Here is a 12,000-nt window from a genome sequence, read left to right as displayed (position 1 = left end):
GGGGACGGCTCACGCCAGGCGGTGCCTCAGCGGCTGAGGTTCACTTCCAGGCGCTGGCCATTGCCCAACGACACCTGGCGGATGATGACTCGCCGTTGGCCGCTGGCGGGGTCGACGACGCTGCCCGACACGTAGAACTCGCCGGCCGGTATCCCGTTCAGGCTGAAGTGGCCCTGGCCATCGGTGCGCGTGGTGTGGGTGTATTCTCGTGCCCGGGGATCGGCGGGTTCCACGGCACGGCCGGCCAGGGCCTGCTCGGCGGCCTCGGCGGAATAGGTGGTCACCGGGGCCACCGAAACGGTCTCGCCGCTGCCGGGGGTGCCGTTGAGGCTCAGGCGACCGCTGATGACGCCGCTACCGGTCCTCTGCAGGGCGGCGTACTCCGCCTCGGGAAACGCCACCTGCCGGGCCACGCGACCGGGCGCCGGAAGCTCCGCCTCGGGCTCGCGCTCGCGCTCGGTGCCCCTGTCGATCACCTCGATGCGCTCGGTCGGTGCAGGCGCGGGGGGCATGATTTCGCAGCCGGTCAGCGCCACGGCCGTCAGCAAGACAGGAATCCAGCGTTGCATGAGCACTCTCCCGATGATGGATTCTCCGGGCCCCGTAGGTGGCCCCTGAGCCAGGAGATCTTAACGCAAAAAGGCCGCCGATCGATGATCGGCGGCCCTTCGAGGGCGCTGGCCGGCGCGGGGCCGGCCAGACCTGTCAGCGGCTTACTTGGCGGCCTTGGTGGCAGTCTCTTGGGCCTGCTTGACGTTTTCCTCGGTCAGCTTCTGGCTCTTCTGCACGAAGTCCTGCTGCAGGGAGACGACCTTCTCGGCATCGCCCTTGAGGCGCTCGGTCAGGTCCTTGGCGACCTTCTGCTGGCCTTCCATGTAGGCACGCAGGCCTTCGGCATCCTTGACGCTCATCAGGCCGCGCAGCTGCGCCAGGCCGGTGTCGGCATAGGCCTTGCTGGCGTCGAGCTGGGCATTGACCAGCTTCTCGGTGTAGTCCACGGAGAGCGACGCGTAGGCGCGGGCCGGACCGAAGAACATGGATTCGAACTGTTCGGTGAATTGCTTGGTATCGAAGTTTTGCATCGTGAAACCCTCCGGGGCGCTATGAAGTATCGGGAAGCCACACGGTGGTGTCGCGTTTCCCTTCCTGTTGCACTGCACAATAGCAGAGTGGTTTGTGCAGTGCAATATTATTTTTCGCTTCTACGACAGCGACGTAATCACCCCTCGCAGAGCCGATCGCGGGCGGTGTCGTGGTCGACCTCGTGGCCGGAGGGCAGCGCCGCCCGCGGGTCCAGTAGCCAGGTGGCGATGTCCTCATGGGTGGCGGCGTTTCCGCTGTAGCGGGTCAGCATGTGGAAGCCGTCGGGGTAGAGCACCAGCCGGTGGGCCGGTGTGGCGGGAAGGCGTTCGAGGAGGCGACAGGTCGGCTCCGGGGGGATCACCTGATCCCGCTCGCCGTAGAGCAACAGGATCGGCGGGGGCAGGCGCTCGCCGGCTCGGCTGGCGGCATCCATCAGTCGGCTCAGGCCGTGCAGGGTGCCGACGAGCGCACGGCGCTGGATCAGGGGGTCGTTCAGCATGCGGCGCATCACCTCCGGATCGTCGGTGGGATGGATGCCCAGGCGCCGCGTGAGGCGGGAGCTGAGACTCAGGTCCGGGAAGAGATAGGCGGCAACGCGCAGGCCGAGGCGCTGGTACCAGGGCATGGTCGAGAGCCCCCACACCGCCGGCGAGACCAGCACGGCACCGTCCACCCCGGCAGGCGAGCCGCCGGTGAGGGCGAGCATGGCCACGGCCCCGCCCATGCTCTTGCCGACCAGATAGAGCGGGGTCTCGGGGTAGCGCTGGCGCAGCAGGCGGGACACTAGGCGCGCGTCGTCGACCAGGCGCCGCTCGCCGTGCCAGAGGCCGCGCCCGCTGGTGGTGCCGAAGCCACGCTGGTCGATGGCGTGCACGGCGATACCCCGGGCGCGCAGCGACAGGGCCAGGGGTTCGAGGCTGCCGGCATGGTCGTTGAAGCCGTGGAGTGCCAGCACGATCGCCACGGGGTCACCCGCCGGCAGCCAGCGGCGCATGGGTAACTGATAGCCGTCCTCGGCGATCACCCGGCCGTCTCTCAGTTCGGCGGTGACGCCGGGGAGAGGGTCGGGCGATGCGGGTGCCGTGGCGGCACAGCCGGCCAGCCAGAAGATCACGAGCACCGGCAGTCGTCGCACGGCACCCGTCGAGCGAGTGAGGCTGCCTGTCATGCCCGGTGCCATCCTGGGTTTCATCACCATGACCATAACGGAGCCCGGGGGGAATTGGCGAGGGCCGCCTTGCAAGCGGCGCCCGGCGGCACCATGGTGAGAGAGGGATTTCCCGCAGCGTCCTGCGACGAAGGAGAAGGTCATGAGCGACCATCGCATCGAGCGTGACAGCATGGGCGAGCTCGAGGTGCCCGCAGAGGCCCTCTACGGTGCCCAGACCCAGCGCGCGGTGAACAACTTTCCGGTCTCCGGCCAGCCCCTGCCGGCGGCCTTCATCCATGCCATCGCGCGCATCAAGCTGGCCGCGGCGAGGGTCAACCGGGAACTCGGGCTGCTCGACGCCGAACGGGCCGCGGCCATCGTCGCCGCCGCCGAGGCGGTGATCGCCGGCGACCACGACGGCCAGTTCCCGGTGGATGTCTTCCAGACGGGTTCCGGCACCTCGAGCAACATGAACGTCAACGAAGTGCTGGCCCGCCTGGCCAGTCGTGACGGCCTGGCGGTGGGGCCCAACGACCACGTCAACATGGGGCAGTCGAGCAACGACGTCATTCCCACCGCCATCCACCTCTCGGCGGCGCTGGAGGTGCAGTCGCGGCTGCGGCCGGCGCTGGTGCACCTGCGTCAGACCATCGATGTCCGAGCCTGCGAACTCGATCACGTGGTCAAGACCGGCAGGACGCATCTGATGGATGCCATGCCATTGCGCATGAGCCAGGAGCTGGGGGGCTGGTCGAGCCAGGTGGGACAGGCCATCGAGCGCCTCGACAGCGCCATGGTACGCCTCTGCCGGCTGGCCCAGGGGGGCACCGCGGTGGGGTCCGGCATCAATGCGCACCCCGAGTTCGCGGGGCGCATGGCCCGGGACCTGAGCGAGCAGACCGGGCTGGCGCTCGCCCCGAACGACAGCTTCTTCGCCGGCCTGGCCTCCCAGGATGCCGCCGTGGAGCTGTCGGGCCAGCTCAGGGGGCTGGCCTGCGTGGTGATGAAGATCGCCAACGACCTGCGCTGGATGAACTCCGGCCCCCTGGCGGGGCTTGGCGAGATCGAGCTCGAGGCCCTGCAGCCGGGCAGTTCGATCATGCCGGGCAAGGTCAATCCGGTGATTCCCGAGTCCGCCGCCCAGGCCGCGGCCCAGGTGATCGGTCTCGATGCCGCGGTGACGGTGGCCGGCCAGAGCGGCAATTTCCAGCTCAACGTCATGCTGCCGCTGGTCGCCAACAACCTGCTCACCGCCATCGGATTGATGGCCAATACCTCGTGGCTGCTGGCCGATCGTGCCATCGCCAGCTTCAGGGTGCGCGAGGAGAACCTGCGGCAACCGCTGTCGCGCAACCCCATCCTGGTGACGGCGCTCAACTCGGTGATCGGCTACGACGCCGCGGCGGCCATCGCCAAGAAGGCCTACGCGGCAGGGCGGCCGATCGTCGAGGTGGCCGAGGAGGAGACCGACCTCTCCCGCGAGGAGCTCGAGCGGCTGCTCGACCCCGCGGCCCTGACCCGCGGCGGGATTCCCGAGTAGCCAGGCGTCTCTTTCTCGAGCGCACCGGCTGGCCACCGGGACGTCCGTACGGGAGGCAAGGGACTTCGACGAAAGCATGACGGCCCTCGCTCTCCCCGGGTCTCATACTCAGGACAATGGAGTAACCCCGAACGAGTTTCGGGAGGGGGAGGCCATGACGAGCCGCAACAAGGTGTTGCACTTTGCCGGCCGACGCGCCGTCGACTGCCTGTCATGCCGGTCGAGTCCCTTCTGCTTCACCGGACGACTGCCGGTCGACGAGGTCCCCGAACTCGGCGACATCATGCGTCGCCGGGCGACGCTCGACAAGGGCGACCTCCTGATCGCGCAAGGCTCGCCCTTCACCAGCCTCTTCGTGGTGCGCTCCGGCAGTCTCAAACAGGTCACCACGACCGCAAGCGACGAATACCTGGTCACGGCGCTCTTCCTTCCGGGGGAGCTGATCGGCCTCGATGCCATCGGTGAAGGTCGCTACCCGGGCAGTGTCGTGTCACTGGAGACCGCCACGGTATGTGAATTGCCGTTCACGGAGTTCTCCGAGCTCGGCACCCGTGTGCCCGAGTTGCGCCGGCGGTTCCTGTGTCACCTGAGCCAGGAGCTGGGGAGCGAGCGCCTGTGGATGCGCCTGCTGCTGCGAAGGACCTCCGAGGTGCGACTGGCGCACTTCCTCGTCGCCATGTCCGAGCACTTCCGGCGCCGTGGCTATTCGCCCCACCGCTTCCGGTTGGCGATGTCGCGCGGCGATATCGCCAACTACCTGGGGCTGACGATGGAAACCGTCAGCCGTACCCTGGTGCGCTATCGCGAGCAGGAGCTGCTCGCCACACGCGGCCAGGAGTTCCATATCCTCGACATGCCCCGCCTGGAGCGCCTGGCCGAGACCAGTGGACGGCGCAGCAGCGTGGGGTGACCTAGGCCTCGAGCGACGACTGCGCCAGCCTCTCGCCGAGGACGCGACATTCGGCGCGCTTCTGGGCAACGCAAGCGAGCAGGGGCCGATACAGCTCCGGCGTGGCATTGGTTTCCAGCAGCCATTCGAAGAACCGGCGCGAGGCGTCGGCGCTCTCCAGGGTCTGCTTGAGCGCCTGCCTCTCCAGGGCGACATCGACGCTGAAGAGGCGCTGTCGCTTGCCCGACGTCGACGCCTCGGTGTCGTCGATGACAAGGCAGGCGGAAAGTCCCAGGGCCCTGGCCGCGTCTCGCAGGGTCTCGAGTCGCTGTTCGCACTCCCTGCCCAGTTCGGCCATCAGGCGACTCGCTTCGGGAGCGGTGGCCCGGAGCCTGCGCGCGAGGCCCCGATAGCGGTGCCTCTCCTTCGTCTCATGGGCACTGGCCAGTGCGAGCTGTTCCAGGGGCAGGAGGGTGTGGGTGGTCAAGGTGTTCATGGAGCGTCATACCTCCGTGGAAGACTCGCATGGCGATGAAGCGAGGTGCTGGGCGTTGGCCGACTGTCAGAGTAGTGAGTGGACTGCGGTAACGGCCATGACAGGTATCAACTTCCGGGACGAAAGCCCGGGACCCTCCCCCGGCGCCGGGGGAAAGCCCGACACGGAGTGACAGTTGTCAAGAATGGTGCCGAATGATGCACCGTGAATGCGTGATTTCAGGCATGGTGTCTGGCTCGGCGAGCGGGGCTGCTGCGTGCCGCCGGTCCGAGCCAATGACCGTTCTGGAGATGATGTATTCACCGACATGAGCTGCTTGCACCTGCCCCTGGGGCTGCCCCTGGATGAGATCCCCGAACTCCATGATACCGAGACGTTCACACTGCTGAGGAAGGACGAAGTGCTCTTCGAGCAGGGCGCCCCGTTCACCGGGCTGTTCCTGGTGCGCTCCGGGAGCCTCAAGCAGGTCTCGACGATCCACGGAGGCGACCCCCTGGTCATGGCCTATGCGATGCCGGGCGACCTGGTGGGGCTCGATGCCATTGGGCAGGACGTCTATCCCGGGACCGCCCTGGCGCTGGAGACCCTGACGGTGAGCGTGCTGTCGCGGGAGCGGATCGGCGAACTCGGTGCCCAGGTGCCGGAGCTGCGGCAGCAGTTGTGTCGCAACCTGAGCCAGGAGGTGCACAACGAGCGGCTGATGCTCCGGTCGTTGTTGCACCGGACCGCCGTCGGGCGACTGGCGTATTTCTTCGTCGCCATGTCGGCGCGCTTCCGGCGTCGCGGCTACTCGCCCACCCAGTTTCGCCTGGCGCTGTCGCGCAGCGACATCGGCAGCTACCTGGGCCTGACGGTGGAGACCGTCAGCCGCACCCTGGCGTCCTTCCACTAGCAGGAACTGCTAAAGGCCAGCGGGCGCGACTTCCATATTCTCGACCTCGACCGGCTCATCCGCCTGGCCGAGTCGAGCGGGCGGCGGGGAAGGGGGTAGCAGCGGCCCCGGCAATAGGCGGCTGGACACGCGGCGGGATTCCCGTCAGTCCGATTGGTCGCGGGCCCGGGCCTCGCGGATCGTGTCCCGGGCGTCGCGCCGTTCCTCGTGATCGGCCGCGGGGGCGTCGTGCTCGTCGGCGCGCGAGGGGCGGAAGCAGAGGGTGGCGAGGATGGGGAAGTGGTCGGAGCCGAAGCCGGGCAGGCGCGACATGGCCTCGAGAGTGAAGTGCTCGCTGACGAAGATATGATCCAGTGGCCAGCGCAGGAAGGGATAGTCGGCATGGAAGGTGCTGAACATGCCGCGTCCCTGCCGTGGGTCGAGCATGCCGCTGACACGACAGAAGAGTCGCGTGGTGCGAGACCAGGCCACGTCGTTGAGGTCCCCCACCACCAGCGTCGGCATGGGAGTCTCGTGGATTCGCTTGCCCACCAGCAGCAACTCTGCATCGCGCCACAGGGACTCCTCGCTCTCGTTGGGCGCCGGTGGCCGGGGGTGCAGGGCGTGCAGCCTGATGATGTCGCCGCTGTTCAGCGCGATATCGGTGTGTATCGAGGGAATGTCCTCCTGGATCAGCCATTCGACCCGGGGAGCCAGCAGGGGCAACCGGGAGTAGAGGTGCATGCCGTACAGGTTGTCGAGCGGGACCTTGACGCTATGCGACCAGTCCGCATCCAGGGCCGCATCGAGCCGTTGCTGCCACCAGCCGTCCGACTCGAGGGTCACGATCACGTCCGGGTCGTAGCGCTGGATCAGGCCGACGAGCCTGTCGGCATTCCGGTTGGGGGTAAGCACGTTGGCCACCAGCACGGTCAGGCATCGCGCCTCCTGACCGGGCTCGGCCGCCTGGACCTGCACCGGCCACAGGCGGGTCCAGGGCAGGATGCGAGGGACTTGCAGCGCCAGGGTCGCGAGGCTCGCCGCCAGGCATGCCCAGGACCAGGGTGGCCCGGCGAGCGGCGAGAGCACCGCCGTGACCAGGGCAAGCACGGCCAGCTGCAGTCGCGGGAATTCGCAGGCGCGTATCCACCACCAGTGCACCGGCAGTCTGGCGATGAGCGTGGTGCCGAGCAGCAGTATGGCCAGACCGGTCAGCGCGGGGGCGAGCATGCGATGATTCTCTGTCGTAGGGTCGACAGTCATCCATATCACAGCCAGCCCCGCGGGAGAATCATGCCGCCAGCCGGCGCCGATGCACCTCGATGTACTCGGCCAGGCGTGCGGTCTGGGAGGGATTGAGGCGCAGGCCGAGTTTGGTGCGCCGCCAGAGGATGTCCTCGGCGCTGCGTGCCCATTCGTGGTCGACCAGGTAATCCACCTCGGCGGCGGTGAGCCCGGCGCCGAACGCTTCGCCCAGTGCCTCTTCACTGCTGGCCCCGTGCAGGAAGCGCAGGCAGAGGCTGCCGTAGCTGCGGGCGAAGCGTCGTGCCCTGGCGTCGCCGAGGAAGGGGTAATCGGCGAGCAGGCGGGTGGTGAAGTCGTGCTGGTCGCCGATGTCACCGCCGGGCAGCAGGGCCGCCGCCGTCCAGGGGCCCTCCATGCCGGGAAAGTGGGGCCGCAGCGCGTGCAGGGCCGCCTCGGCGAGCTTGCGATAGGTGGTGATCTTGCCGCCGAACACCGACAGCAGGGGGGCGCCGTCGCTGTCCAGGTCGAGGGTGTAGTCGCGGGTCATGGCCGACGGGTCGGCGGACTCGTCGTCGCACAGCGGGCGCACGCCGGCGAAGGTGGCGACGACGTCGGCTCTCCCCAGCTGGCGGCGGAAGTGGCCATTGACCACCTCGAGCAGGTAGTCGATCTCCTCGTCGCTGGCCGTCACCCGGGCAGGATCGCCGTCGTGGCGTCGGTCGGTGGTGCCGATCAGGCTGAACGACTCCTCGTAGGGCAGCACGAAGACGATGCGCCGGTCGCTGTTCTGCAGGATATAGGCGCGGTCGTCGCGGTTGAGACGGGGGACGATCAGGTGGCTGCCGCGGATCATGCGGATGGCGTAGCGGGACGTTCGCCCGGCCTGGTCGCGCACCACGCTCTCGACCCAGGGGCCGGCGGCATTGACCAGCACCCGTGCCCGGCGCTCGAAGCGGGTACCGCTCTCGACGTCCTCCAGGCAGATGACCCAGTGTCCGGCCTCCTGTCGTGTGCCGACGCAGCGGGTGCGGACCAGGATCTCGGCACCATGCTCCCTGGCCTGGAGGGCGTTGAGCACCACCAGGCGCGCGTCATCGACCCAGCAGTCGGAGTACTCGAAGCCGCGGGAGATGCCGGGGCTGAGCCCGTCCTCCTCGGCGAAGGTCACCCCTCGCGATCCGGCCAGGCGTTGCCGCCGCCCCAGGTGGTCGTAGAGGAAGAGGCCCGCGCGCAGCATCCAGGCCGGCCGCAGATGAGGGCGGTGGGGCAGGACGAAGCGCAGCGGCCAGATGATGTGGGGGGCCTTGGCCAGCAGTACCTCGCGTTCGCGCAGGGCCTCGTGCACCAGGCGAAACTCGCGATGCTCCAGATAGCGCAGGCCGCCATGGATCAGCTTGCTGCTGGCCGAGGAGGTGGCGCTGGCCAGGTCGGCCTGCTCGCACAGCGCCACCCGGAGGCCGCGTCCGGCGGCATCGACGGCGATGCCGACGCCGTTGATGCCGCCCCCGATGACGAACAGATCGATCACGTCGCTTGCCTTGCCGCCCATGGATGTCTCCTGCGTGACCGATGCGGGTCGCCGCCGTGATGATGGATGTTAGAAAACGAAAATAGATGAATCAAAACCGAACATCAAGAGGCGAGGCGAATTTCTCCCGTCGTGGCGGGGCGGTCGCGGGAGGGGGCCTGGAGGGCGCGGTCAGGCGATATGCAGGGACACGTCGTGCGCCTCCAGCAGGCGCAGGATGGACTCCGGCGGGCGACGGTCGGTGAACAGGGCGTCGAGCTGGCCGAGATTTCCCTGGCGAACGACCGGGTTGCGGTGGAACTTGGAGTGATCGGCGGCCAGGAACACCTGGCGTGAATTGCGGATGATCGCCTGGGCGACGCGTACCTCCTGATAGTCGAACTCGAGCAGCGAGCCATCCTCGTCGATGCCGCTGATGCCGATGATGCCGTAGTCGACCTTGAACTGGTTGATGAAGTCGATGGTGGCCTCGCCGATGATACCGCCGTCACGGGAGCGCACCTGGCCGCCGGCGATGATCACGTTGAAGTCCTCCTTGTGCTGGAGGATCGCCGCCACCTTGAGGTTGTTGGTGATCACCTCCAGGCCCTGATGCTCGAGCAGGGCCTCGGCCACCACTTCGTTGCTGGTACCGATGTTGATGAACAGCGAGGCGTGGTCGGGGATGTGCCGGGCCAGCAGGGCGGCGATGCGTTGCTTGGCCTCCAGGTTCAGGGTCTTGCGGGTGTTGTAGGAGGTATTGACCGTGCTCGACTCGAGTCCGGCACCGCCATGGACCCGGCGGATCAGGCCCTCGCCGGCCAGGGCGTTGAGGTCGCGCCGAATGGTCTGCGGGGTGACCGTGAAGTGGTCGGTGAGCTGCTCGATGCTGGCATAGCCCTGGCGGCGGACCAGGTCGACGATGGCGTCCTGTCGTTGCTGCTGGTTCATGTCGGCTCCTTGTCAATCGTCCCATTGTATGCCATCCCGGGAGGAGGGAGCAGGCCGCAGGGGGGTATCGTTCGACAAAAGTCGTAAAGCATTACGAACACACTGCAGTACTCTTGGTGATCACAAACGAACATCCATCGACAGGAACCACCATGGCCGACTACCTGCTTGCCATCGACCAGGGCACCACCAGCTCCCGTGCCATTCTCTTCGATCGCGAAGGCCGCAATCGGGCCATGGCCCAGCGCGAGTTCGTCCAGCACTTCCCGGCGGACGGCTGGGTCGAGCACGACCCGGAGGCGATCTGGGAGACGGTGCTCGCCACCTGCCGCGAGGTGATCGAGCGCTCCGGTGTCGGGCTCGAGGAGATCGCCGGCATCGGCATCACCAACCAGCGCGAGACCACCCTGCTGTGGGACAGGGCGACCGGCGAGCCGCTGCACAATGCCATCGTCTGGCAGGACAGGCGCACGGCGGATGCCTGCCAGCGGCTGCGCGAGGCGGGGCATACCGAGGCGGTGCAGGCCAGCACCGGGCTGCTGATCGACCCCTACTTCTCGGCCACCAAGCTGGCCTGGCTGCTGGAGCACGTCGACGGGGCCCGGGCGCGCGCCGAGCGCGGCGAGCTGGCCTTCGGCACGGTCGACAGCTTCCTGATCTGGCGACTCACCGGCGGCCGGGTGCATGCCACCGATGCCACCAACGCCTCGCGCACGGCGCTGTTCAACATCCACGAGCAGCGCTGGGACCCGGCACTGCTCGAGCTCTTCGAGATCCCCGAGAGCCTGCTGCCCGAGGTGAAGGACTCCAGCGACGACTTCGGCACCGTCGAGCCTCGCTGGCTGGGGGGCGAGTTGCCCATCGCCGGTGTCGCCGGTGACCAGCAGGCGGCGCTGTTCGGCCAGGCCTGTTTCGCGCCGGGCATGGGCAAGAGCACCTACGGCACCGGCTGCTTCATGATCGTCAACACCGGTGACGCCGCCGAGACCTCCCGCAACCGCCTGCTGACCACCATCGGCTATCGCCTCCATGGCAAGCCCACCTACGCCATGGAGGGCAGCATCTTCGTCGCCGGCGCCACGGTGCAGTGGCTGCGCGACGGCCTGCGGCTGTTCGCCGACGCCGCCGAGACCGAGGCCCTGGCGCGCCAGACCCGCAGCGGCCATAGCGTCTACCTGGTACCGGCCTTCACCGGGCTGGGGGCGCCACACTGGGACCCGAAGGCCCGTGGCGCGATCCTCGGCCTGACCCGCGACACCGGCATCGCCGAGATCGTCGCCGCCGGCCTGCAGGCGGTCTGCTACCAGACCCGCGACCTGCAGGTCTGCATGAGCGACGACATGGCGGCCACGCCGAGCACCCTGCGGGTGGATGGTGGCATGGTCAGCAACAACTGGGTGATGCAGTTCCTCGCCGACATGCTCGGCGTCCAGGTCGACCGTCCCACGGTGCTCGAGACCACCGCCCTCGGGGCGGCCTATCTCGCCGGGCTGCGACTCGGCTGGTACCGTGACCTGGACGAGATCGCCGGGCTCTGGCAGTGCGAGCGCAGCTTCGTGCCGCAGATGGAGGAGGGTGAACGCGAACGGCTCTACCAGGGCTGGCAGGAGGCGGTGGAAAGGGTCAAAAGCGCTCGTTGAGGGCTTGCAAATGCCAGCAGTTTCGGTAATATACGCATCCGTTGCCGCGGCGCCGAGAGCGTCGCGCAGCCGACAGGATGCGCCGATGCAGGACCATAGCTCAGTTGGTTAGAGCGCCACGTTGACATCGTGGAGGTCGGCGGTTCAAATCCGCCTGGTCCTACCATTCCCTGGCGGCTGCGATCCTGGCAACAGCGTGACAGGACCATAGCTCAGTTGGTTAGAGCGCCACGTTGACATCGTGGAGGTCAGCGGTTCAAATCCGCTTGGTCCTACCAGCTCCCGAGACGCCCCCGCAGCCCTGCTGCGGGGGCGTCTCTCATTCCCGATCCGTTCGTTCGACGAAGACGGCCATCAGGGCCTCGATGCCGGCCTGGTCGGCGGCCGGCGCGGTGGCCGGCCCTGTAGGTATCTCGCATCGTGGTGTCGCTCGGGGCTGATCCTGCGGCCTCTCCACGAATTTCTCGATGATGGCGGCATGTTCGCCGAGTAAAGGCGCCGAGGCCCGCCCCTATGGGGCAGACCCCAGCCAAGTTGCCAGGCTTGTCATGGTGCACGTGGCGAGGGGATTCGACACCGTCGGGGTCTGACCCTGGGGGATCCCCAGGTTTTTACATCCCACTGGCAC

Annotated in this window: 11 protein-coding genes and 2 tRNA genes; 6 read left to right on the top strand and 7 right to left on the bottom strand. The window is 67.7% G+C overall.

Annotated features, from left to right (window positions below):
* Positions 1–26: 26 nt before the first annotated feature.
* The 3 genes from C1H66_RS16110 to C1H66_RS16100 form a co-directional block, all read right to left on the bottom strand.
* A complete protein-coding gene (locus C1H66_RS16110) occupies positions 27–569 on the bottom strand; it encodes a carboxypeptidase-like regulatory domain-containing protein (protein WP_102628898.1) in 543 nt (180 codons plus the stop codon).
* A 144-nt stretch (positions 570–713) separates the two neighbouring features.
* Entirely contained in the window at positions 714–1,082 is a 369-nt protein-coding gene (locus C1H66_RS16105) for a phasin family protein (RefSeq protein ID WP_102628897.1), read from the bottom strand.
* A gap of 137 nt (positions 1,083–1,219) precedes the next feature.
* A complete protein-coding gene (locus C1H66_RS16100; protein ID WP_102628896.1) occupies positions 1,220–2,251 on the bottom strand; it encodes an alpha/beta hydrolase in 1,032 nt (343 codons plus the stop codon).
* 142 nt (positions 2,252–2,393) lie between these two features.
* Between C1H66_RS16100 and C1H66_RS16095 the strand changes: the two genes are divergently transcribed.
* Both C1H66_RS16095 and C1H66_RS16090 read left to right on the top strand, forming a co-directional pair.
* Positions 2,394–3,773, top strand: coding sequence for a class II fumarate hydratase (locus C1H66_RS16095; RefSeq protein ID WP_102628895.1), 1,380 nt, complete (start codon positions 2,394–2,396; stop codon positions 3,771–3,773).
* 154 nt (positions 3,774–3,927) lie between these two features.
* Positions 3,928–4,683, top strand: coding sequence for a helix-turn-helix domain-containing protein (locus tag C1H66_RS16090; RefSeq protein ID WP_170064172.1), 756 nt, complete (start codon positions 3,928–3,930; stop codon positions 4,681–4,683).
* Position 4,684: 1 nt separating this feature from the next.
* Here C1H66_RS16090 and C1H66_RS16085 read toward each other — a convergent pair whose 3' ends face one another.
* Positions 4,685–5,158, bottom strand: a complete 474-nt coding sequence (locus C1H66_RS16085) for a hypothetical protein (protein WP_102628893.1) — start codon at positions 5,156–5,158, stop codon at positions 4,685–4,687.
* A gap of 208 nt (positions 5,159–5,366) precedes the next feature.
* On the opposite strand from C1H66_RS16085, the gene C1H66_RS16080 reads away from it, so the two are divergent.
* Entirely contained in the window at positions 5,367–6,050 is a 684-nt protein-coding gene (locus tag C1H66_RS16080; RefSeq protein WP_102628892.1) for a cyclic nucleotide-binding domain-containing protein, read from the top strand.
* A gap of 144 nt (positions 6,051–6,194) precedes the next feature.
* Here C1H66_RS16080 and C1H66_RS16075 read toward each other — a convergent pair whose 3' ends face one another.
* From C1H66_RS16075 to C1H66_RS16065, 3 genes are all read right to left on the bottom strand, one after another.
* Positions 6,195–7,259, bottom strand: coding sequence for an endonuclease/exonuclease/phosphatase family protein (locus C1H66_RS16075; protein ID WP_102628891.1), 1,065 nt, complete (start codon positions 7,257–7,259; stop codon positions 6,195–6,197).
* A gap of 61 nt (positions 7,260–7,320) precedes the next feature.
* Positions 7,321–8,823 (bottom strand): glycerol-3-phosphate dehydrogenase, encoded by a 1,503-nt coding sequence (glpD, locus tag C1H66_RS16070; protein ID WP_102628890.1) that lies wholly within the window; start codon positions 8,821–8,823, stop codon positions 7,321–7,323.
* 150 nt (positions 8,824–8,973) lie between these two features.
* Entirely contained in the window at positions 8,974–9,732 is a 759-nt protein-coding gene (locus C1H66_RS16065; protein WP_102628889.1) for a DeoR/GlpR family transcriptional regulator, read from the bottom strand.
* 152 nt (positions 9,733–9,884) lie between these two features.
* On the opposite strand from C1H66_RS16065, the gene glpK reads away from it, so the two are divergent.
* From glpK to C1H66_RS16050, 3 genes are all read left to right on the top strand, one after another.
* Positions 9,885–11,372, top strand: a complete 1,488-nt coding sequence (gene glpK, locus C1H66_RS16060) for a glycerol kinase GlpK (protein WP_102628888.1) — start codon at positions 9,885–9,887, stop codon at positions 11,370–11,372.
* 89 nt (positions 11,373–11,461) lie between these two features.
* A tRNA-Val gene (locus C1H66_RS16055) sits at positions 11,462–11,538 on the top strand.
* Between the two features lie 35 nt (positions 11,539–11,573).
* Positions 11,574–11,650 (top strand) — tRNA-Val (locus C1H66_RS16050).
* Positions 11,651–12,000: the final 350 nt, after the last annotated feature.

The sequence above is a fragment of the Halomonas heilongjiangensis genome, from assembly GCF_002879645.1.
GTDB classification, from domain to species: Bacteria; Pseudomonadota; Gammaproteobacteria; order Pseudomonadales; family Halomonadaceae; genus Halomonas; species Halomonas heilongjiangensis.
The sequence above is the reverse complement of the archived record's forward strand: the minus strand, read 5'-3'. Positions and strand labels throughout refer to the sequence as shown.